General features: G+C 36.9%; 31 protein-coding genes. 28 read left to right on the top strand and 3 right to left on the bottom strand.

Annotated elements, in window-relative coordinates; all coding sequences use genetic code 11:
- Nucleotides 1-18 precede the first annotated feature (18 nt).
- From MKJ01_RS01685 to MKJ01_RS01675, 3 genes are read right to left on the bottom strand one after another with little or no spacing between them, the layout of a single operon-like run.
- A complete protein-coding gene (locus tag MKJ01_RS01685) occupies nucleotides 19-2,721 on the bottom strand; it encodes a hypothetical protein (RefSeq protein ID WP_241611408.1) in 2,703 nt (900 codons plus the stop codon).
- A gap of 52 nt (nucleotides 2,722-2,773) precedes the next feature.
- Entirely contained in the window at nucleotides 2,774-3,760 is a 987-nt protein-coding gene (locus tag MKJ01_RS01680) for a hypothetical protein (RefSeq protein WP_241611411.1), read from the bottom strand.
- Nucleotides 3,760-4,173: a hypothetical protein gene (locus MKJ01_RS01675; protein WP_241611413.1), complete on the bottom strand. Its 414-nt coding sequence runs from the start codon at nucleotides 4,171-4,173 to the stop codon at nucleotides 3,760-3,762. The genes MKJ01_RS01680 and MKJ01_RS01675 overlap by 1 nt, the downstream gene beginning before the upstream one ends.
- Before the next feature lie 467 nt (nucleotides 4,174-4,640).
- On the opposite strand from MKJ01_RS01675, the gene rplC reads away from it, so the two are divergent.
- From rplC to rplQ, 28 genes are all read left to right on the top strand, one after another.
- Entirely contained in the window at nucleotides 4,641-5,267 is a 627-nt protein-coding gene (gene rplC / locus MKJ01_RS01670) for a 50S ribosomal protein L3 (protein WP_241611415.1), read from the top strand.
- Nucleotides 5,258-5,887, top strand: coding sequence for a 50S ribosomal protein L4 (gene rplD / locus MKJ01_RS01665; RefSeq protein WP_241611417.1), 630 nt, complete (start codon nucleotides 5,258-5,260; stop codon nucleotides 5,885-5,887). The genes rplC and rplD overlap by 10 nt, the downstream gene beginning before the upstream one ends.
- Before the next feature lie 3 nt (nucleotides 5,888-5,890).
- Nucleotides 5,891-6,181 (top strand): 50S ribosomal protein L23, encoded by a 291-nt coding sequence (gene rplW / locus MKJ01_RS01660; RefSeq protein ID WP_027387217.1) that lies wholly within the window; start codon nucleotides 5,891-5,893, stop codon nucleotides 6,179-6,181.
- Nucleotides 6,182-6,203: 22 nt separating this feature from the next.
- A complete protein-coding gene (gene rplB / locus MKJ01_RS01655) occupies nucleotides 6,204-7,025 on the top strand; it encodes a 50S ribosomal protein L2 (RefSeq protein WP_241611419.1) in 822 nt (273 codons plus the stop codon).
- Between the two features lie 2 nt (nucleotides 7,026-7,027).
- Nucleotides 7,028-7,306: a 30S ribosomal protein S19 gene (gene rpsS, locus MKJ01_RS01650; RefSeq protein WP_027387215.1), complete on the top strand. Its 279-nt coding sequence runs from the start codon at nucleotides 7,028-7,030 to the stop codon at nucleotides 7,304-7,306.
- Between the two features lie 2 nt (nucleotides 7,307-7,308).
- Nucleotides 7,309-7,707, top strand: coding sequence for a 50S ribosomal protein L22 (gene rplV, locus MKJ01_RS01645; protein ID WP_056026831.1), 399 nt, complete (start codon nucleotides 7,309-7,311; stop codon nucleotides 7,705-7,707).
- A 7-nt stretch (nucleotides 7,708-7,714) separates the two neighbouring features.
- The gene (rpsC, locus tag MKJ01_RS01640; protein ID WP_241611421.1) at nucleotides 7,715-8,473 is read left to right on the top strand and encodes a 30S ribosomal protein S3; all 759 of its coding nucleotides are present in this window, start codon (nucleotides 7,715-7,717) and stop codon (nucleotides 8,471-8,473) included.
- 97 nt (nucleotides 8,474-8,570) lie between these two features.
- Entirely contained in the window at nucleotides 8,571-8,996 is a 426-nt protein-coding gene (rplP, locus tag MKJ01_RS01635) for a 50S ribosomal protein L16 (protein ID WP_241611422.1), read from the top strand.
- 12 nt (nucleotides 8,997-9,008) lie between these two features.
- A complete protein-coding gene (gene rpmC / locus MKJ01_RS01630) occupies nucleotides 9,009-9,194 on the top strand; it encodes a 50S ribosomal protein L29 (protein WP_241611424.1) in 186 nt (61 codons plus the stop codon).
- Nucleotides 9,195-9,206: 12 nt separating this feature from the next.
- Nucleotides 9,207-9,461: a 30S ribosomal protein S17 gene (gene rpsQ / locus MKJ01_RS01625; RefSeq protein ID WP_027387210.1), complete on the top strand. Its 255-nt coding sequence runs from the start codon at nucleotides 9,207-9,209 to the stop codon at nucleotides 9,459-9,461.
- Nucleotides 9,462-9,463: 2 nt separating this feature from the next.
- Nucleotides 9,464-9,832 carry a 50S ribosomal protein L14 gene (gene rplN, locus MKJ01_RS01620; protein WP_007839504.1) on the top strand — a complete coding sequence of 123 codons (369 nt, stop codon included), beginning with the start codon at nucleotides 9,464-9,466 and terminating at the stop codon, nucleotides 9,830-9,832.
- Nucleotides 9,833-9,854: 22 nt separating this feature from the next.
- Nucleotides 9,855-10,181, top strand: coding sequence for a 50S ribosomal protein L24 (gene rplX, locus MKJ01_RS01615; RefSeq protein ID WP_056216914.1), 327 nt, complete (start codon nucleotides 9,855-9,857; stop codon nucleotides 10,179-10,181).
- A gap of 13 nt (nucleotides 10,182-10,194) precedes the next feature.
- Entirely contained in the window at nucleotides 10,195-10,746 is a 552-nt protein-coding gene (gene rplE / locus MKJ01_RS01610) for a 50S ribosomal protein L5 (protein ID WP_039364081.1), read from the top strand.
- A gap of 3 nt (nucleotides 10,747-10,749) precedes the next feature.
- Complete coding sequence (gene rpsN / locus MKJ01_RS01605; protein ID WP_007839501.1) at nucleotides 10,750-11,019, top strand: 30S ribosomal protein S14; 270 nt, start codon at nucleotides 10,750-10,752, stop codon at nucleotides 11,017-11,019.
- 351 nt (nucleotides 11,020-11,370) lie between these two features.
- Entirely contained in the window at nucleotides 11,371-11,769 is a 399-nt protein-coding gene (gene rpsH / locus MKJ01_RS01600; RefSeq protein ID WP_241611426.1) for a 30S ribosomal protein S8, read from the top strand.
- Nucleotides 11,770-11,786: 17 nt separating this feature from the next.
- The gene (gene rplF, locus MKJ01_RS01595) at nucleotides 11,787-12,332 is read left to right on the top strand and encodes a 50S ribosomal protein L6 (RefSeq protein WP_241611428.1); all 546 of its coding nucleotides are present in this window, start codon (nucleotides 11,787-11,789) and stop codon (nucleotides 12,330-12,332) included.
- A 15-nt stretch (nucleotides 12,333-12,347) separates the two neighbouring features.
- A complete protein-coding gene (gene rplR, locus MKJ01_RS01590; RefSeq protein WP_241611430.1) occupies nucleotides 12,348-12,701 on the top strand; it encodes a 50S ribosomal protein L18 in 354 nt (117 codons plus the stop codon).
- Nucleotides 12,702-12,720: 19 nt separating this feature from the next.
- Entirely contained in the window at nucleotides 12,721-13,242 is a 522-nt protein-coding gene (gene rpsE / locus MKJ01_RS01585) for a 30S ribosomal protein S5 (protein ID WP_027387203.1), read from the top strand.
- 10 nt (nucleotides 13,243-13,252) lie between these two features.
- Complete coding sequence (rpmD, locus tag MKJ01_RS01580) at nucleotides 13,253-13,429, top strand: 50S ribosomal protein L30 (protein ID WP_007839493.1); 177 nt, start codon at nucleotides 13,253-13,255, stop codon at nucleotides 13,427-13,429.
- Nucleotides 13,430-13,449: 20 nt separating this feature from the next.
- A complete protein-coding gene (gene rplO, locus MKJ01_RS01575; protein WP_241611432.1) occupies nucleotides 13,450-13,899 on the top strand; it encodes a 50S ribosomal protein L15 in 450 nt (149 codons plus the stop codon).
- A gap of 9 nt (nucleotides 13,900-13,908) precedes the next feature.
- A complete protein-coding gene (gene secY, locus MKJ01_RS01570; RefSeq protein WP_241611434.1) occupies nucleotides 13,909-15,288 on the top strand; it encodes a preprotein translocase subunit SecY in 1,380 nt (459 codons plus the stop codon).
- A 3-nt stretch (nucleotides 15,289-15,291) separates the two neighbouring features.
- Nucleotides 15,292-15,507 carry a translation initiation factor IF-1 gene (gene infA, locus MKJ01_RS01565; protein ID WP_034684855.1) on the top strand — a complete coding sequence of 72 codons (216 nt, stop codon included), beginning with the start codon at nucleotides 15,292-15,294 and terminating at the stop codon, nucleotides 15,505-15,507.
- A 109-nt stretch (nucleotides 15,508-15,616) separates the two neighbouring features.
- Nucleotides 15,617-15,733 carry a 50S ribosomal protein L36 gene (gene rpmJ, locus MKJ01_RS01560; protein ID WP_007839480.1) on the top strand — a complete coding sequence of 39 codons (117 nt, stop codon included), beginning with the start codon at nucleotides 15,617-15,619 and terminating at the stop codon, nucleotides 15,731-15,733.
- Between the two features lie 9 nt (nucleotides 15,734-15,742).
- Nucleotides 15,743-16,120, top strand: coding sequence for a 30S ribosomal protein S13 (gene rpsM, locus MKJ01_RS01555; RefSeq protein WP_007839478.1), 378 nt, complete (start codon nucleotides 15,743-15,745; stop codon nucleotides 16,118-16,120).
- Between the two features lie 12 nt (nucleotides 16,121-16,132).
- Nucleotides 16,133-16,522 carry a 30S ribosomal protein S11 gene (rpsK, locus tag MKJ01_RS01550; protein ID WP_200241610.1) on the top strand — a complete coding sequence of 130 codons (390 nt, stop codon included), beginning with the start codon at nucleotides 16,133-16,135 and terminating at the stop codon, nucleotides 16,520-16,522.
- 19 nt (nucleotides 16,523-16,541) lie between these two features.
- Nucleotides 16,542-17,150 (top strand): 30S ribosomal protein S4, encoded by a 609-nt coding sequence (rpsD, locus tag MKJ01_RS01545; protein ID WP_241611436.1) that lies wholly within the window; start codon nucleotides 16,542-16,544, stop codon nucleotides 17,148-17,150.
- A 33-nt stretch (nucleotides 17,151-17,183) separates the two neighbouring features.
- Nucleotides 17,184-18,179, top strand: a complete 996-nt coding sequence (locus MKJ01_RS01540; protein WP_241611437.1) for a DNA-directed RNA polymerase subunit alpha — start codon at nucleotides 17,184-17,186, stop codon at nucleotides 18,177-18,179.
- Between the two features lie 6 nt (nucleotides 18,180-18,185).
- Nucleotides 18,186-18,713, top strand: coding sequence for a 50S ribosomal protein L17 (gene rplQ, locus MKJ01_RS01535; RefSeq protein WP_241632433.1), 528 nt, complete (start codon nucleotides 18,186-18,188; stop codon nucleotides 18,711-18,713).
- Nucleotides 18,714-18,729: the final 16 nt, after the last annotated feature.

Genomic DNA, 18,729 nt, shown 5'->3' with positions numbered 1-18,729 from the left:
TTTTAAATTTATTTATGTTTACTGTATAAAATAACCGAAATAAGTACAGCTTCCCATCAGGTCTTTGGCAGTTTCGGTATCTGCATATTGTGTTTTCAGCATGGTGAAATAGGTACGGTATTTTTGGTTTTTAATCTGGCTAAGCTGCTTTAAGTAAGCACCACTTTTCTCATCGTATTTAGGATCGGAGTAATCAATTTTCAAAGGATTCTTAGCCTCATACTGATAATATTTCCCTTGTTCTGCGCTGGCCATCTGGAAAAGTACCCTTGCCTTACGCTCCTTATCGGTAGAAAGCTGCAATGCTTTTTTATAATAGTTGATGGCAAGATCAAAATTATCAGGCTCCATATAAGATCGGTCAAGGAAATTCTTATAATAATATGGATTAGGTTTCTGTTGGTCCGGACCTGGGAAGTCATACTTTCCTCCATTCGTATTGTCAAGATCCATCACAAACAATTGTCTGTAATATCCTAAGACGGACGTATTATATAGCAGATTACCGATCAGCTGATTGGCCTTCGCTGCTCTTTCATCCCGGCCGGCTCCTATCTTTTTCAGCTGAAGCAGCATATCTGACAATTGAAATTTATTCATAACCGGCTTTATAAAAGGAAATGCCACGTAGTCTTCTTTTTCCATACTTTCTGCGGGACTGCTTTGGTAGCTAACCAAGATGTTGTGACCGAAAACCAGGTCGGAAATATTATTGAACCCGTTATAGGCGGTAGCACTGTATTGAAGCGGCATTACCTTTTTCTGGTCATAGTTCCATTCCGATCTTGGGATCCCGGAAAAATTCTGTGCTTTTGCATAATAGGATCTTGCTTTTTCAAAATCGGCCTGCCGCATGGCACGGTCACCGTAAATAATTGTAAAGAAAGCATCAATATTTCCTACATCATTAAGATTTTTAGCAACGATCTGTTGCTCAAACTGCGTTTTATTCGGTTTCCTGTAAAAATCTTCTACACTTTTTACCAGAGCAGAATTCGGGTTATATTGTAAGTCAGACAACTTATTATTCATCAGGAAGGATTTTCCATCCTCGCCCTGGAGAAGATAACGGTTAGCCAGAACATCTTTAAGGAAATCTGCTGTTGACGGAGCTTCATCATAATAATCATATCCATCACTCTCAGTGCTGTCTTTTTTTGCTTCCGGCTTATCGATAAAATATTCAGCGTAATCTTTTATCAGATGATCCTCATATGCTGCATCAATTTTGGGTTGAGACACAATATCATTCAGCACTTTCATTCTTTTGATTTCTTGCTGGTATTCCGGATTGGCTGTTTTGATATTATCCAGGATTTCACTGCTTGCTTTATAATCCTTCTTAAGGAATTTCAGATAGGCGTCCGCAATCTGCCAATATTCATCTTTGGATTTCTCTTTGGCTTTATCCGTAAATTTTTCAAGATCATCCAGGAAATTTTTAGTCTGCTCATCATAGTAATAATTGTTTTTGGTGAAAACAGGAATTCTGTTTGGATTCTCTGCAAGTTCTTCATCACTTTGCCCGGATTTGTTTCCGTCGCTGCTTTTATTTTTTGAGCTGAAAAGATTTTTAAAAAATCGCACGATCTTTTGCCAGAAAGAGAGTTCTTTTTTTGCAGGCTCAGCTGCAGGCGCCGTACTGTGGTCAGAATCTTTAATTACAGAGCCTGACTGGACAGTAGAGCCTGTATCATTATTCTGGTAGTAGTAAATTGGAAGATAGCTTCTCTCCAGTTCATTGATGCTTCTTACAGCCATCACTTTCAGGATCTCAGAATCGGGGTTGATGTCATACATTTTCTCCATGACCGGGATCGGGTTATTAAAATCTTCGTATCCCAAAAGAAAATAAGCCATGTTTTTTTCATCATCAGTCGAGGCTCGTTTCAGGATGTTGTTAAATGAAGCGGTATCTGAAAGTTTCATGGAAACAAAAGCAGATTCTTTACGGCTCTTGCTGTCTTTAAAAACCTGGAAAAAGTTCCAGTTGGCATCGCTGCTCATTCCCAGTCCTCTCTGGGCTCCGGCAAGCTGATCTAGTGCCATGATATAAGGAGCTCCTTTCAACCTGATCGGTTCAACATATCTTTTAAAAGCTTTAAGGGCGGCATCGTAATTTCTGGTGTAATGGTTGAAGCGTACAAGCTGATATCCGTACCGCTGCTTTATTTCAGGGTTTCTCGCTGCATTATATAAGGAAGTAAGCGCTGCAATGGTTTTATTGTAATCAAGGCTGGTGGCATTTTTGCCGCTTTGCGGTTCGCTGTAATAGAATGAATCTGCACTTTCAACATAATTGATCCTCATATAGGGTTCAAGATATTTTGCCTCTATAAGATAATCAATGGCTTCACTGTACTTCTGATAAAAACCGGGGCCTGCTTTTGTAAACAGCGGATTGGTCGGATTGCCTTTTTTTAAAGCATTCAGTTCATTCATAGTCATTGTATTGACCAGGTAGGCTGTTTCTGAATAGGTGAACTGATTATTGAAAAATCTCTTCCACGATTCAATATTCTCATCCGGAATCAGGGAAGGTTTGAAATCGGTATAGAACCTTGTTGAATAACTGTGCAGAAAAGGAAGATAAGATTTATCTTTAATGATGCTTTGGGTAAACAGGTTGAAATACTCATAGTCGGGATCTGACCATGCACAGGCATCGGATTCCGCATAGAAAAGGGAAACAACAGCCAGTGAAAGTAGGTACTTTTTCATAATTATATTTGGTGTTTTTATGTATAACGAAATGAGATAGGTTTTAGGATAATTACTGGAAAATAAAATTCTGTCCGGTAACAAATTTACTGTCTAACTGATAATAGATGATTTTAAAGTGAGGTATTTTTTTATCCAGAAAATGAATTACTTCCTTCAATTGTTGATCGGAAATTTCCTCAATCTTAATTCTGAATCCTTTATTTAAATAATTTCCGAAATAAAATCCGTCTTTCTGAATTTCAATTTCATGTTCCGAAAGTCTTTTAAAATTGGTATTTTCCAGGTCTTTTGCAGACAGTGCATTGATTAATTTATGTTTTCCCAGGTAATTGGTGACGATTCCCCATGAGTAGATAGGAAGGGCAACTTCAATGTGCCTGACCGGATATTCGTCAATCTTGTCCAGATAACTTTTTAAAGTATTTACATCAAGAATTGAATTTTTATCTGAATGGTCCAATGGGGAAGAGGTGGAATAGCACATGAGGTAGACTTTCTCTACAGGCGGAACCCCTGTCAGGCTTTTATCTTTTACCTGATGGAGTCTCAGGGTACAGGTAATGTCTTTTCCTGAGATTGTTTTTAATGCTTTAAGGAAATTAAAATAATCATCACGTGTACCAGCGGTCCAATCGCAGTCAATCTGGATTTCATGATTTGTTTTAAGGTCATATTGCGAGATCTTTTTCCTGATCAGATCATTAACGCTTTGTGCAAGGAATCTGATGTCTTCCTTTTTAATATAAAGAAACGTGCGGTTGGTAATGAAAACAACAGGAATGATTTTTTTATCGGTTCTAAAGCTTTTGGTCATTGTAACGGTTCCTACAGGCTGAAATTTCCCGTTAATTTTATCAATGTCAAAAAACCGTGTATACAAATAAGGTACTGAAGCCCGATCCAATACTTCCTTTTCTTTACTGTCCAGGGCAAGTCTGGTTTTCCAGTAATAAAATGTATACGGATGGGATTCTTTCTTCGTACACGATAAAAAAATTAAAAAGAATAAAAGCAGTAAAAATGTAAGGGATTTCATTACCGGTATAGCTTGCCTTCGCAATTACAGTTTATGTTCGCCATTTCAGAAACCGGACAACAGTCATCAGACTTTTTAATGTTTCCCTTTGCATCGGTAAGATAAATTTTTTCTTTATCAAATTTTACGTAAAAGGTCTCATTATATGTTTTAAAATGGACTTTCATTACTTTCGGGTTATACTTTCCGGCATTAATTTCTTCTTTCGTTTCCGTACCGTCGGCCTGGTTAACCTGCAGGAAGCCAAAATGGACATCGCCGTTACTTTTTATATCCAGATAATAAGCCGGGGTTCCGGAGCCGCTAGTTCCCTGCTCGATAACAAAATCTCTTTTACCTGTAAATGGAGCTTTTGATTGTGCAAATGAGAGGATGCCGATGCATAATACGAGTATGCTGAGTGCTTTTTTCATTTAATAAAGGATTTAGAATTAAAAAATAGGGTATCAAAAAGTACACCGTAAAGCTGTTAAGAGAGCTTAATCATGGGTCTCTCAAAAATAAGTTGCAAATTCATTGACTTAATGGCAGTTAATGGAGCAAGATTTAATAGTGCAGCTGCTAAATGCGGGCTTCGAAAAGTATTCATTATAAAAAATTGAAAACTAAAAAATGTTTTCATTGTTGTGGGAGTATACATTCACCATTAAATTTTCGATCCGTTTAAAAATATTTTAAAGGAATATGAGAGATTTTCTCAAAAATGACCTAATCCATTAAAAATCAAAATATTTTGCACCAAATGTTTGTCAGTAATAAATTTATTCATAAATTTGCACACTCATTTTAGGACATAGTATGCCTATATCAAACGTAGAAATTACTTTAGATTCCTCAAAATGATATGAAACAGAAGATAAATTTTATTATTATATAAACAATGTCAGGTATTATTGGTAAAAAAATCGGTATGACATCTTTGTTTGACGAAGCAGGGAAAAATATTCCTTGTACAGTTATTCAAGCTGGTCCGTGCTCGGTTTTACAGGTCAGAACCATTGAAAAAGACGGTTATAAGTCAGTTCAGTTAGGTTTCGATGACAAGAGTGAGAAGAACGTTGGTAAGGCGTTAGCTGGTCATTTCAAAAAGGCTGGTTCAGCTCCTAAAGCGAAGTTGGTAGAATTCTACAGAGAATTCGTTGACGAAGTAAAAGTAGGAGAAGAAGTAAAAGTTGATTTATTCTCTGAGGGAGAATATGTTGACGTAACAGGAACTTCAAAAGGTAAAGGCTTCCAGGGTGTTGTTAAAAGACACGGATTTGGAGGTGTAATGCAGGCAACTCATGGTCAGCACAACAGACTTAGAGCTCCAGGTTCTATCGGTGCTGGATCAGACCCTTCAAGAGTATTCAAAGGGATGAGAATGGCTGGAAGAATGGGAGGTAATCAGGTAACTGTTCAAAACCTTCAGGTATTAAAAGTGGATCAAGAACAAAATCTTTTAGTAGTAAAAGGTGCTGTTCCGGGAGCTAAAAATTCTTATGTAATTATCAGAAAATGGAACTAGTAGTATTAAATACATCAGGAAAAGAGACCGGAAGAAAAGTAACTCTAGACGAAACAGTATTCGGAATTGAGCCAAATCAGCACGCGGTTTACTTAGAAGTTAAACAGTACCTTGCCGCACAGAGACAAGGGACTCATAAATCAAAAGAAAGAAGCGAAATCACTGCTTCTACTAAGAAGCTTAAGAAGCAAAAAGGATCTGGTTCTGCTAGATATGGTGATATCAAATCTCCAACTTTCAGAGGTGGAGGTAGAGTATTCGGACCAAAACCAAGAGACTACAGATTCAAATTGAACAAGGCTCTTAAGAGATTAGCTAAAAAATCTGTTTTATCTCAGAAAATGAGAGACAACAGCATCAGGGTTTTAGAAGATTTGAGCTTAGACGCTCCTAAAACGAAAGATTTCATTACTTTATTAGATGCATTAACATTGAACGGTAAAAAATCTTTGTTTATTCTTCCTGAAGCGAACAAGAATGTATATTTATCTTCAAGAAACTTGCCTAAGACCAAAGTGATGAACTTCAACGAAGTGAGTTCTTACGACTTGGTAAATGCAGGTGAGATCGTTTTCTTTGAAGGTGCAGTTGAAAAATTCCAGGAAAATTTAAAGAAATAAATCATGTCAGTTATTATTAAACCAGTTATATCAGAAAAGGCTAATTACCTTACGGATTTAAGAGGTTCTTATTCTTTCTTAGTGAATCCTAAGGCGAATAAAATCCAGATTAAAAAAGCTGTAGAAGCGGCTTACGGTGTAAAAGTAGCAGACGTTAACACCATGATTTATGCTCCGAAGGTTTCTTCAAAATACACTAAAAAAGGTCTTCAGGTTGGAAAGACAAACAAATTGAAAAAAGCGGTAATCAAGCTTGCTGAAGGTGAGGTTATCGATATTTTTGCTGTAAATTAATTATTAATTATAAATAATAGTAATGTCTGTTAGAAAATTAAAACCTATCACCCCGGGACAGAGATTCAGAGTTGTTAACAACTTTGAGGAAATTACTACCAACAAACCAGAGAAATCTCTAACGGTTGGTATTAGTAAGTCAGGTGGACGTAACCAAACTGGTAAAATGACCATGCGTTACACCGGCGGTGGACACAAAAAGAAATACAGAATTATCGACTTCAAAAGAAACAAAGCAAATGTTGAAGCAACGGTAAAAACTGTAGAATATGATCCAAACAGAACTGCATTTATCGCTTTATTGGAGTATGCTGACGGAGAGAAGAGATATATTATCGCTCCAAACGGTATCAAAGTAGATCAGAAAGTAGTTTCAGGAGAAAGCGTTGAACCTAATGTAGGAAACGCAATGAAATTGAAAAACATTCCATTGGGTACAGTAATTTCTTGTGTTGAAATGAAGCCTGGTCAAGGTGCTATTTTAGCAAGAAGTGCTGGTTCTTCGGCTCAGTTGACTTCAAGAGACGGAAAATATGCGATTATTAAATTACCTTCAGGAGAATCAAGAATGATCCTTACTGAATGTATGGCAATGATTGGTTCAGTTTCCAACTCGGATCATCAGCTGACAGTATCAGGTAAGGCTGGTAGAAGCAGATGGTTAGGCAGAAGACCAAGAACAAGACCGGTAGTAATGAACCCTGTGGATCACCCGATGGGTGGTGGTGAAGGACGTTCTTCCGGAGGTCACCCAAGATCTAGAAATGGTAAGCCGGCTAAAGGTTACAAAACCAGAAAGAAAAATAAAGCGTCTAACCGTCATATCATATCTAAAAGAAAATAATTATGGCAAGATCACTTAAAAAAGGACCATTCATCGCATATACTTTAGATAAGAAGGTTCAGGCAAATATAGAGTCTGGTAAAAAGACAGTTATCAAAACTTGGTCTAGAGCGTCTATGATCTCTCCGGACTTCGTAGGACAGACTATCGCTGTACACAACGGGAAATCTTTTATCCCTGTTTACGTTACAGAGAACATGGTAGGTCACAAGTTAGGCGAATTTTCTCCAACAAGATCTTTCAGAGGTCATGGTGGTAACAAAAATAAAGGTAGCAGATAATCATGGGATCAAGAAAAAGAGAAAGTGCATTAGCACGTAAATTAACAAATCAGGATGTAGCAAAAGCATTACATAATGATTGCCCATCTTCTCCGAGAAAAATGAGATTGGTAGCTGATATCATCAGAGGAGTAGAAGTAGACAAAGCTTTATATATTCTAAAATATTCTAAAAAAGACGCTTCCAACAAATTGGAGAAAGTTTTACTTTCTGCAATGGCAAACTGGCAGTCTAAAAACGAAGGTGCTGATATTGAAGAAGCAAACCTTATCGTTAAAGAAATTTTTGTAGACAGTGCAAGACAATTGAAGAGACTGAGACCGGCTCCGCAAGGTAGAGGGTACAGAATCAGAAAAAGATCAAACCACATTACACTAATCTTAGGTACAAAAGAAAATTAATCAAGGTATGGGACAGAAGACAAATCCAATTGGTAATAGATTAGGTATCATCAGAGGATGGGATTCTAACTGGTTTGGTGGAAACGATTATGGAGACAGAATCGCTGAAGACTACAAAATCAGAAGATACCTTGAAGCTAGATTATCTAAAGGTGGTATTTCAAGAATTTATATTGAAAGAACATTAAAATTAGTAACAGTTACAATCACTACCGCCAGACCGGGATTAATCATCGGGAAAGGAGGTCAGGAAGTTGACAAACTGAAAGAAGAGTTGAAGAAATTGACTAAAAAGGATATTCAGATCAACATCTTCGAAATTAAAAGACCTGAGCTTGACGCAGTATTGGTTGCAGACAGCATCGCTAAGCAAATCGAAAACAGAATCTCTTACAGAAGAGCGGTTAAGATGGCTATCGCAGGTACCATGAGAATGGGTGCTGAAGGTATCAAAGTTCAGATCTCTGGTAGATTGAACGGTGCTGAAATGGCAAGAAGCGAATCTTTCAAAGACGGAAGAATTCCTTTGTCTACTTTCAGAGCAGATATCGATTACCATATTGGTGAAGCACTTACTCAGTACGGTAAGCTAGGCGTAAAAGTTTGGATCATGAAAGGGGAAGTTTACGGTAAAAGAGAACTTTCTCCTCTAGTGGGACAACAGAAAAAAGGAGGTCCGTCTGGAGATAGAAGAGATAACAGAGGAGGAGACAGAGACAACAGAAGACCTAGAAAAAACAATAACAATAATAACAATAATAATTAAAAATTTTAGATAGAAATTTTGAATTTTAAATTACCGTTACTTTTTTAAAATAAAAAAAATCTAAAATCTAAAATCTAAAATCTAAAATTTAGAAATTATGTTACAACCAAAAAGAACCAAGTTCCGTAGAGTTCATAAGATGAAGATGAAGGGGAGTGCCCAGAGAGGGAGCCAACTTGCTTATGGAACTTTCGGGATCAAGGCGACAGAAGGTGCTTGGATCACTGCGAGACAAATTGAAGCTGCGCGTATTGCTGCAACAAGATATATGAAGAGAGAAGGTCAGTTATGGATCAAAATCTTCCCGGATAAGCCGATTACCAAGAAACCAGCCGAAGTAAGGATGGGTAAAGGTAAAGGTGCCGTGGAATATTGGGTAGCTGTAGTAAAACCTGGTAAAATTATGTTTGAAGTAGGAGGTGTACCTTACGAAATTGCTAAGGAAGCTCTTCGACTTGCAGCACAGAAATTACCGGTAGTTACCAAATTCATAGTGGCTAACGATTTTGTTAAACCTCTTTAATCTTTGTATACAATGAAAAAAGCTGATATTAAAAATTTAAGCGCGGGTGATCTTCAAGCTCAACTTACTGAAGCAAAAGCTCAATATTCTAAATTGAAATTGGCTCATGCAATCAGCCCAGTTGAAAACCCGATCCAAATCAGAGATTTGAGAAAAACAATCGCTAGACTAAATACTGAGTTAACTAACAAACAATAATTTCCTTTTACAATGGATAGAAATTTAAGAAAAGAAAGAATCGGAGTGGTTTCCAGCAATAAAATGGAAAAAACTATTGTTGTTAGCGAAACTACAAGAGTAAAGCACCCGATGTACGGTAAATTCGTTTTGAAAACGAAAAAATATACTGCACATGACGAAAACAACGAATGCACAGAAGGTGATACAGTTCTGATCCAGGAAACTAGACCTATGAGCAAGAGCAAGAGATGGAGATTAGTAAGAATCATTGAAAAAGCTAAGTAATAATGTTACAAACAGAATCAAGATTAAAAGTTGCTGATAATACAGGTGCTAAAGAAGTATTGGTTATCAGAGTTCTGGGAGGAACCAGAAGAAGATATGCTTCAGTTGGTGATAAAATCGTTGTTACTATCAAAGATTCCACACCATCAGGAAACGCAAAGAAAGGCCAGGTATCTAAAGCTGTCGTAGTAAGAACTAAAAAAGCGGTAAGAAGAAAAGATGGTTCATACATCAAGTTCGAAGACAACGCTTGTGTATTGCTAAACGCAGCAGGAGAAATGAGAGGAACCCGTGTTTTCGGACCGGTTGCCCGTGAGTTGAGAGACAAAGAATATATGAAAATCATTTCATTAGCTCCTGAAGTACTTTAATTTTAAAAATTTTTAAAAGAAAATGTCAAAGTTAAAAATAAAAAGAGGAGATAACGTAATCATTACTACTGGTAAGAAAGATATCAAAGGTAAAACTGGTGAAGTTATTGAAGTGATTAAAAAAGAAGGAAGAGACCCTAGAGTTATTGTTGCAGGACTTAACATCGTTAAAAAACACGTTAAGCCTTCCGCTTCAAATCCTCAGGGAGGAATTACTGAAAAAGAAGCTTCTATTCATATCTCAAACGTTGCTTTAGTTGGTAAAGACGGAAAAGCAATCAAAGTAGGTTACAAGACTGAAGGAGATAAGAAAGTAAGAATCGATAAAAAAACGGGTGAAACTTTATAATTTTTAAGAACACATGGAATATATAGCAAGACCCAAGAAAGCATATAAAGAAACAATTGTTCCTGCAATGATGGAAGAATTTGGGTACAAGTCAGTAATGCAAGTACCTAAATTGGAAAAAATCATTCTTTCTCAAGGATTAGGTGATGCCACTGCAGACAAAAAAATCATTGATTATGCTGTAGAAGAGCTTACAAATATCACCGGTCAAAAGGCTGTTGGTACTATCTCTAAGAAAGATGAGGCTGCCTTTAAATTGAGAAAAGGAATGCCTGTAGGAGCTAAAGTTACTTTAAGAGCTAACAAAATGTATGAGTTCTTAGACAGATTAACTTCTTCTGCATTGCCACGTATCAGAGATTTCTCTGGAATTAAGGCTGACGGTTTCGACGGTAGAGGTAACTATAACTTAGGAATTACTGAGCAGATCATTTTCCCTGAGATCGTTATCGATAAAGTGAAAAAAATCCAGGGGATGGACATCACTTTTGTTACTACTGCAAAAACAGATAAAGAAGCGAAAGCATTATTAACTCACTTCGGTTTACCATTCAAAAAGAACTAAGAAATGGCTAAAGAATCAATGAAAGCGCGTGAGCGCAAGAGAGAAGCACTGGTTGCTAAATACGCTGACAAAAGAAAAGCTCTTAAAGAAGCAGGTGATTATGAAGCACTTCAGAAATTACCTAAAAATGCTTCTCCTGTAAGATTACACAACAGATGTAAATTAACAGGAAGACCAAGAGGATATATGAGAACGTTCGGAATTTCCAGAGTAACTTTCAGAGAAATGGCGAATAACGGTCTTATCCCGGGAGTTAAAAAAGCTAGTTGGTAAGCAATGAAAATTTTTACAGCTGACTTCTATATTTTATAAGTCAGCTGTATTTTAATAAATAGAGTACAAGATTAAGCTGGCTTAGAGGCAGAAAAAAAATAAATAGTATTAATTTTTTTTTTGTATTTTTGCACCCGCTCAGGAAAATTATTATTTCTCTGGCAAACTAATCTTCGTTTTGGTTATGTTTATTAGAATAAAAATGAAATTAAAAAAATAAAAGTGACAATTAAGTTGTTGAGATACTGAAGGTAAAGAGATCAGGCGAAGATATATTCGGAACCGTATAGTCTTTAATCTTCAAGTCTTTTCAATACTGATTGTCATTAACCAATAATTTATAAAAGAAAAATGGTAACAGATCCAATTTCAGATTTCCTAACAAGAGTAAGGAACGCACAAAGCGCAGGCCACAAGGTGGTGGAAATTCCTGCATCGAAAATCAAAAAGGAGATTACTAAGATTTTATTTGATCAGGGGTATATTTTAAACTTTAAGTTTGAAGAAAACGCTGTTCAGGGTACAATCAAAATCGCTTTAAAGTACGACAAGCAAACCAACAAACCGGCTATCAAGTCTATTCAAAGAGCTTCAAGACCAGGTTTGAGACAGTACAAAGGTTCTACTGAACTTCCAAGAGTACTAAACGGTTTGGGTATTTCTATCATCTCTACTTCCAAAGGAGTAATGACTGACAAGAAAGCAAGAGAAGAGAAAGTAGGCGGTGAAGTAATCTGCTATGTTTATTAATTTTTAATCACAGGAAAATGTCAAGAATTGGTAAAGCAATTATAACAGTTCCAGCTGGTGTTACCATCACTGAAAATAACAGTGTAGTAACCGTAAAAGGTCCTAAAGGAGAACTTTCTCAGGAGCTTACGGCAGGAATTACTTTAGAACAAAAAGATGGTGAGCTTAACGTAAACAGACCATCTGATTCTAAGCAACACAAAGCGCTTCACGGTTTATACAGAGCGTTAATCAACAATATGATTGTTGGTGTTAATACAGGTTTCGAAAAGAAACTGGAACTCGTAGGGGTAGGATACAGAGCTTCACATTCAGGTCAGAAACTTGAATTGGCTTTAGGATTCTCTCACGGTATCATATTGGAGCTTCCAACCGAAGTAAAAGTTGATACATTGACTGAAAAAGGTAAAAACCCGATTATTACTTTAACGTCTCACGACAACCAACTTCTGGGGATGGTCGCTGCAAAGATCCGTTCTTTCAGAAAACCTGAGCCTTACAAAGGAAAAGGGGTAAGATTCGTAGGAGAAATTGTTAGACGTAAAGCTGGTAAATCTGCTTAATAAATTATAAGTATTATGGCATTAAGTAAATTAGAAAAAAGAATAAGAATCAAAAGAAGAGTAAGAGGAAAAATCTCCGGATCTTCTGAATTGCCAAGATTATCTGTATACAAAAGTAATAAGGAAATTTACGCTCAGTTAATCGACGATAACAGTGGAAAAACTTTAGCTTCTGCTTCTTCAAGAGAGAAAGGTGTTGAGGCTAACGGAACAAAAACTGATGTTTCTGCTGCTGTAGGTAAGGCTATCGCTGCCAAAGCTATCGCTGCAGGAATCGAAAATATAGTATTTGATAGAAACGGATTCGTATATCACGGAAGAGTTAAGGCTCTTGCTGACGGTGCGAGAGAAGGAGGACTTAAATTCTAATCATTAAATTTCGGAAAATATGTTAGGACTAGATAATATAGAAAGAGTAAAACCGGGAGGATTAGAACTTAAAGATCGTCTCGTAGCTGTTAACAGAGTAACAAAAGTAACCAAAGGAGGTAGAGCTTTCGGATTTTCTGCAATCGTTGTAGTTGGAGACGAAGCGGGTACCATCGGTTTTGGTTTAGGAAAATCTAAGGAAGTTGCTTCTGCTATTGCTAAAGCAGTAGAAGATGCTAAGAAAAACTTAGTAAAAGTTCCTGTAATGAACCATACTATTCCTCACCAGACTTCTGCCAGATATGGTGGTGCAGATATCTTCTTAAGACCAGCTTCTCACGGTACAGGGCTTATTGCCGGTGGTGCGGTAAGAGCGGTACTTGAATCTGCCGGTGTTCATGATATCCTTTCAAAATCTAAAGGATCTTCAAACCCTCACAATGTGGTAAAGGCAACTTTCAAAGCATTGTTAGATATTAGAAGACCTGAAGAAATTGCAAGAATGAGAGGAGTTTCTTTAACTAAAGTGTTTAACGGTTAATATATAAACAATGGCAACAATTAAAGTAAAGCAAGTAAGAAGCGCTATTGGCAGAACAAAAACCCAAAAGAGAACGCTTGAGGCATTAGGATTTAAGAAACTTCACCAAGTTGTAGAACATGAAGCTACTCCTTCTATCTTAGGAATGATAGCTGCAGTTAGTCATTTACTTGAAGTTCAAAAATAATTTTTAAAAAAGAAATTAAAATGAATTTAAATAATATAAAACCTGCTGCAGGATCTACTTTCAATTCAAAAAGAATTGGTAGAGGACAGGGAACAGGAAAAGGAGGTACTTCTACCAAAGGTCACAAAGGACAGAAAGCAAGAGCTGGTTATTCTCAGAAAATCGGTTTTGAAGGAGGTCAGATGCCTTTACAAAGAAGATTACCTAAATTCGGTTTCAAAAATGTAAACAGAAAAGAATTTAGAGCAATCAACCTAGATGATATTCAGATTATGATTGATAACAAATCTGTATCTGGAGATATCACGAAAGAAGTTTTGGTAGCAAACGGTTTAGCAACTAAAAACGAATTAGTGAAAATTATGGGTAGAGGAGAATTGAAATCTGCGGTTTCAATTTCGGCTGACAAATTCACTAAATCTGCTGAAGAGCTTATCACTAAAGCAGGTGGACAAGCAATTACCTTATAATAATAACTAATGAAAGAATTTATACAAACACTCAAAAATATTTGGAGCCTTAAAGAATTACGAGATAAAATTATCTTCACTTTAGGGATTATTCTTGTGTATAGATTCGCATCTTATATCTCACTGCCTGCAATTAACCTTGCACAAGTGGGAGATCTCTTAGAGCATTATAAAAATCAAGGCGGAAACAAGCAGGGAGCAGGTCTTCTTGGCTTGCTTTCGTCATTTACAGGAGGGGCTTTTAGCCATGCTTCCGTAATGGCGTTAGGAATTATGCCTTATATTTCTGCTTCTATTATTGTTCAGTTGATGGGGATGGCTATTCCTTATCTTCAGAAGCTTCAGAAAGATGGAGAGTCAGGTAGAAATACGTTGAATCAGATTACCAGATGGTTGACTATCGGGGTGTGTTTAGTACAGGCTCCTTCTTATTTAACCTCGATCACTCAACTGTTTTTACCGTATGCTCAGTTCCAGTCTGCATATTATGTAGAGCCAACTTCTATCATGTTCTGGTTACCAAGTATTGTTATTTTGGTTGCCGGTTCAGTATTCGCAATGTGGTTGGGTGAGAAAATCACCGACAAAGGTATCGGGAACGGTATTTCCATCCTTATTATGGTGGGAATCCTTTCAAGGTTGCCTGAAGCATTCGTACAGGAAATGGCAGTGCAGAACGGAAAAGGAGGGATGGGATCAATCATGATCCTTATTGAAGTAATATTCTGGATGTTGGTGGTTCTTTTAGCAGTGGTATTATCCGTTGCGGTAAGAAAAATCCCTATCCAATATGTAAGCAGAGCTCAGGCAAGAGGAGGTGTCAACAGAAATCTTATGCAGGGAGCAAGACAGTGGATTCCGTTGAAAGTAAATGCTGCCGGTGTAATGCCGATCATCTTTGCCCAGGCATTGATGTTCGTACCGGGGTTATTAACCAAAGTAGATGAATCTAATACTTTTCTTGCAGGTTTCAAGAATGTTTTTAGCTGGCAGTACAACGTATTGTTTGCCCTGTTAATTATTATCTTCTCGTTTTTCTATACTGCAATTACCATTCCCGTGAACCAAATGGCTGATGATCTGAAGAGAAACGGAGGCCTGGTACCCAAGGTAAGACCAGGAAAAGAAACAGCTGATTATTTAGATGATATTTTATCAAAAATTACCTTGCCAGGTGCAATTTTTTTATCTATCTTTGCAGTCCTTCCGGCAATAGTGCATGGAAGCTTTGTTCAGACAGATGCGTTCGCCTTATTTTTCGGGGGAACATCATTATTGATTATGGTGGGAGTAATTTTAGATACTGTTCAACAGATTAATACCTATCTGCTGAATCATCATTATGATGGCTTAATGCAGTCTAAATTATCAAGAACGACTGGATATTAATTTATGGCAAAACAAAAACATATTGAACAAGACGGCGTTATCACGGAAGCACTTTCGAACGCCCAGTTCCGTGTAGAACTGGAGAATGGGCATATTCTTATCGCTCATATTTCTGGTAAAATGCGAATGCATTATATTAAACTTTTACCCGGAGATAAGGTAAAATTAGAAATGTCTCCTTATGATTTAACCAAAGGGAGAATTACATTTAGATATTAAACAACCGCCAAACGGAATGCATATTCCGTTTGGCTATTGTTAAAAAATAAATACTATCAGATGAAATCGCAAGATTACGTTCGGCAGTTAAAAAAATAAATACTATCAAATGAAAGTAAGAGCATCAATTAAAAAAAGAAGTGCTGATTGCAAGATCGTACGCAGAAAAGGTGTACTGTTCGTAATCAACAAGAAAAACCCAAAATTTAAACAAAGACAAGGCTAACATTAAATTATGGCGAGAATTTCCGGTATTGATTTACCAAAAAACAAAAGAGGTGTTATCGGTTTAACTTACATCTACGGAGTCGGAAGAAGTACATCTTCAGAAATCCTTAAAGCTGCCGGTATCAGCGAAGACAAGAAAGTCAACGAATGGAATGACGATGAATTGGCTGCCATCAGAACGTATATCTCAGAAAACGTAAAAGTAGAAGGAGAATTAAGATCTGAAGTGCAATTGAACATTAAGCGATTAATGGACATAGGATGCCAACGAGGAATACGTCACAGACTAGGACTACCTTTAAGAGGCCAGAGAACGAAAAACAACTCGAGAACCCGTAAAGGAAAGAGAAAAACTGTTGCTAACAAGAAAAAAGCTAGTAAATAATCGTTAGGAATTATGGCAAAACAAACTAAAGTAGTTAAAAAAAGAAAAGTAAAAGTTGAAGCTATTGGAGAAGCGCATATTCAGGCTTCTTTCAATAACATCATCATTTCTTTAACAAATAAAAACGGAGAAGTTATCTCTTGGGCATCTGCCGGTAAAATGGGTTTCAGAGGTTCTAAAAAGAATACTCCATTTGCTGCTCAAATGGCAGCTGAAAATTGCTCTAATGTAGCCCATGAAGCTGGTCTTAGAAGAGTAAAGGTGTTTGTGAAAGGTCCTGGAGCAGGTAGAGAATCTGCAATCAGAACCATCCACAATTCAGGAATTGAAGTTAGCGAAATCATTGATGTGACTCCTATGCCACATAATGGATGTAGACCACCAAAAAGAAGAAGAGTTTAATTTTTAGAATTTACCCATTATGGCAAGATATATTGGACCTAAAACAAAGATTGCTAGAAAGTTTGGTGCTGCAATCTACGGAGATGATAAAAACTTCGAAAAAAGAAAAAACCAACCGCCAGGACAACACGGTGTTAACAAAAGAAGAGGAGCAAAGAAATCTGAATATGCTGTTCAGTTGATGGAAAAGCAAAAAGCTAAATATACATACGGTATTTTAGAAAGACAGTTTTCTAACCTTTTCGAAAAAGCACACAGAAGCAAAGGGGTAACCGGTGAAGTGTTATTGCAACTTTGCGAGTCCAGATTGGATAACGTAGTATACAGATTCGGTTTTGCTAAAACAAGATCTGCTGCTAGACAATTGGTTTCTCACAGACATATTACAGTGAACGGAGAAATTCTAAATATCCCTTCGTATTTGGTAAAAGCAGGTGATGTAATTGCAGTAAGAGAAAAATCTAAGTCTCTTGAAGTGGTTACTGATGCATTGGCTTCTAAAGCAAATTATGAGTGGTTACAATTCAACGATGAGAAGAAAGAAGGTACCTTCATTTCTGCTCCTGAGAGAATCCAGATTCCGGAGGACATCAAGGAACAGCTTATTGTCGAACTTTACTCTAAATAATTTTTTAATCAAATTTTTGCTCAACCCAATAATATGGCAATTTTACAATTCATAAAACCCGATAAAGTAATTTTACTTAACTCTGATCAATTTAGAGGTCAATTTGAATTCAGACCACTAGAACCAGGTTTCGGGCTTACAATCGGTAATGCTTTGAGAAGAGTGTTGCTTTCTTCTCTGGAAGGTTATGCTATTTCATCTATCAAAATAGAAGGTGTAGAGCACGAATTTTCAACTATTTCAGGAGTAATCGAAGATGTTACCGAAATTATTCTTAACCTTAAGCAGGTAAGACTAAAATCTACGGCAGAAAACCAGACTAGTGAGCAGGTTGTAGCCAAAGTTTCGGGGCAGACGGTTATTACTGCTGGAGATTTAGGGAAGTCTATCAACGGATTCCAGGTACTGAACCCGGAATTGGTGATCTGCAACCTAAACAGTGATGTAACTTTCGAAATTACTTTCAATATAGAAAAAGGAAGAGGGTATGTTCCTTCTGAACAAAATAAGTCGAACAATGCACCTATCGGTACTATTGCCATCGACTCTATTTTTACGCCAATCAAGAAAGTACAATACAGCATTGAAAATTATCGTGTAGAGCAAAAAACAGACTACGAAAAACTTGTATTAGATATAGAAACTGATGGTTCCATCAGTCCTCAGAATGCTTTAACAGAAGCTTCCAAGATATTGATTTATCATTTCATGTTGTTCTCCGATGAGAGAATCACTCTTGAAACAGAAGCGGTAAAAGCATCGATCCAGTACGATGAAGAGACTCTTCACACAAGACAATTGCTTAAGTCTAAATTAGCAGATATGGATCTTTCCGTAAGAGCCCTTAACTGTCTTAAAGCAGCTGAAGTAGAAACTCTTGGTGAGCTTGTTTCTTACAGTAAGTCTGATTTGATGAAATTCAGAAATTTTGGTAAAAAATCTTTGACAGAACTAGAAGAATTGGTGCATTCAAAAGGTCTTAACTTCGGTTTCGACGTTGCAAAATATAAATTAGACGCTGATAATTAAAAAATAATGAGACACGGTAAAAAATTCAATCACTTAGGAAGAACAGCTTCTCACAGAAGCGCTTTACTTTCTAATATGGCTTGTTCTCTAATTGAGCATAAAAGAATCAACACTACTGTAGCTAAAGCTAAAGCTTTAAGAGTATATGTTGAGCCTCTATTAACTAAAGCAAAAGAAGATACTACTCACAACAGAAGAATTGTTTTTTCATATCTTCAAAATAAAGAAGCGGTTACTGAATTGTTCAGAACTGTAGCTCCGAAAATCGCTGAAAGAAACGGTGGTTATACGAGAATCATCAAAACTGGTTTCAGACCTGGTGATGCTGCAGATACTGCTCTTATCGAGTTGGTTGATTTCAACGAGCTTTACAACCCTAATGCTGAGGAGAAGAAGACTACAAGAAGAAGCAGAAGATCTACAACAGCTACAAAGAAAGAAGCTGTAGTTGCTGAAGCTCCTGTAGCAGAAGAAAAAGTAGAAGAGCCAAAAGCAGAAACTACTGATTCTACAGAAGAGAAAGCTGGAGAATAATATTCATTCAGATATA

Origin of the sequence: Chryseobacterium sp. SSA4.19 (assembly GCF_022601875.1) — a bacterium.
Lineage (GTDB): Bacteria > Bacteroidota > Bacteroidia > Flavobacteriales > Weeksellaceae > Chryseobacterium.
Note: the sequence above shows the minus strand (reverse complement) of the source record. Positions and strands in the feature narration are given on the sequence as shown.

What these genes read in the sequence shown, in the direction of transcription:
- MKJ01_RS01685 (WP_241611408.1), bottom strand. Translation starts at nt 2,721, where the DNA reads ATGAAAAAGTACCTACTTTCACTGGCTGTTGTTTCCCTTTTCTATGCG.
- MKJ01_RS01680 (WP_241611411.1), bottom strand. Translation starts at nt 3,760, where the DNA reads ATGAAATCCCTTACATTTTTACTGCTTTTATTCTTTTTAATTTTTTTA.
- MKJ01_RS01675 (WP_241611413.1), bottom strand. Translation starts at nt 4,173, where the DNA reads ATGAAAAAAGCACTCAGCATACTCGTATTATGCATCGGCATCCTCTCA.
- rplC (WP_241611415.1), top strand. Translation starts at nt 4,641, where the DNA reads ATGTCAGGTATTATTGGTAAAAAAATCGGTATGACATCTTTGTTTGAC.
- rplD (WP_241611417.1), top strand. Translation starts at nt 5,258, where the DNA reads ATGGAACTAGTAGTATTAAATACATCAGGAAAAGAGACCGGAAGAAAA.
- rplW (WP_027387217.1), top strand. Translation starts at nt 5,891, where the DNA reads ATGTCAGTTATTATTAAACCAGTTATATCAGAAAAGGCTAATTACCTT.
- rplB (WP_241611419.1), top strand. Translation starts at nt 6,204, where the DNA reads ATGTCTGTTAGAAAATTAAAACCTATCACCCCGGGACAGAGATTCAGA.
- rpsS (WP_027387215.1), top strand. Translation starts at nt 7,028, where the DNA reads ATGGCAAGATCACTTAAAAAAGGACCATTCATCGCATATACTTTAGAT.
- rplV (WP_056026831.1), top strand. Translation starts at nt 7,309, where the DNA reads ATGGGATCAAGAAAAAGAGAAAGTGCATTAGCACGTAAATTAACAAAT.
- rpsC (WP_241611421.1), top strand. Translation starts at nt 7,715, where the DNA reads ATGGGACAGAAGACAAATCCAATTGGTAATAGATTAGGTATCATCAGA.
- rplP (WP_241611422.1), top strand. Translation starts at nt 8,571, where the DNA reads ATGTTACAACCAAAAAGAACCAAGTTCCGTAGAGTTCATAAGATGAAG.
- rpmC (WP_241611424.1), top strand. Translation starts at nt 9,009, where the DNA reads ATGAAAAAAGCTGATATTAAAAATTTAAGCGCGGGTGATCTTCAAGCT.
- rpsQ (WP_027387210.1), top strand. Translation starts at nt 9,207, where the DNA reads ATGGATAGAAATTTAAGAAAAGAAAGAATCGGAGTGGTTTCCAGCAAT.
- rplN (WP_007839504.1), top strand. Translation starts at nt 9,464, where the DNA reads ATGTTACAAACAGAATCAAGATTAAAAGTTGCTGATAATACAGGTGCT.
- rplX (WP_056216914.1), top strand. Translation starts at nt 9,855, where the DNA reads ATGTCAAAGTTAAAAATAAAAAGAGGAGATAACGTAATCATTACTACT.
- rplE (WP_039364081.1), top strand. Translation starts at nt 10,195, where the DNA reads ATGGAATATATAGCAAGACCCAAGAAAGCATATAAAGAAACAATTGTT.
- rpsN (WP_007839501.1), top strand. Translation starts at nt 10,750, where the DNA reads ATGGCTAAAGAATCAATGAAAGCGCGTGAGCGCAAGAGAGAAGCACTG.
- rpsH (WP_241611426.1), top strand. Translation starts at nt 11,371, where the DNA reads ATGGTAACAGATCCAATTTCAGATTTCCTAACAAGAGTAAGGAACGCA.
- rplF (WP_241611428.1), top strand. Translation starts at nt 11,787, where the DNA reads ATGTCAAGAATTGGTAAAGCAATTATAACAGTTCCAGCTGGTGTTACC.
- rplR (WP_241611430.1), top strand. Translation starts at nt 12,348, where the DNA reads ATGGCATTAAGTAAATTAGAAAAAAGAATAAGAATCAAAAGAAGAGTA.
- rpsE (WP_027387203.1), top strand. Translation starts at nt 12,721, where the DNA reads ATGTTAGGACTAGATAATATAGAAAGAGTAAAACCGGGAGGATTAGAA.
- rpmD (WP_007839493.1), top strand. Translation starts at nt 13,253, where the DNA reads ATGGCAACAATTAAAGTAAAGCAAGTAAGAAGCGCTATTGGCAGAACA.
- rplO (WP_241611432.1), top strand. Translation starts at nt 13,450, where the DNA reads ATGAATTTAAATAATATAAAACCTGCTGCAGGATCTACTTTCAATTCA.
- secY (WP_241611434.1), top strand. Translation starts at nt 13,909, where the DNA reads ATGAAAGAATTTATACAAACACTCAAAAATATTTGGAGCCTTAAAGAA.
- infA (WP_034684855.1), top strand. Translation starts at nt 15,292, where the DNA reads ATGGCAAAACAAAAACATATTGAACAAGACGGCGTTATCACGGAAGCA.
- rpmJ (WP_007839480.1), top strand. Translation starts at nt 15,617, where the DNA reads ATGAAAGTAAGAGCATCAATTAAAAAAAGAAGTGCTGATTGCAAGATC.
- rpsM (WP_007839478.1), top strand. Translation starts at nt 15,743, where the DNA reads ATGGCGAGAATTTCCGGTATTGATTTACCAAAAAACAAAAGAGGTGTT.
- rpsK (WP_200241610.1), top strand. Translation starts at nt 16,133, where the DNA reads ATGGCAAAACAAACTAAAGTAGTTAAAAAAAGAAAAGTAAAAGTTGAA.
- rpsD (WP_241611436.1), top strand. Translation starts at nt 16,542, where the DNA reads ATGGCAAGATATATTGGACCTAAAACAAAGATTGCTAGAAAGTTTGGT.
- MKJ01_RS01540 (WP_241611437.1), top strand. Translation starts at nt 17,184, where the DNA reads ATGGCAATTTTACAATTCATAAAACCCGATAAAGTAATTTTACTTAAC.
- rplQ (WP_241632433.1), top strand. Translation starts at nt 18,186, where the DNA reads ATGAGACACGGTAAAAAATTCAATCACTTAGGAAGAACAGCTTCTCAC.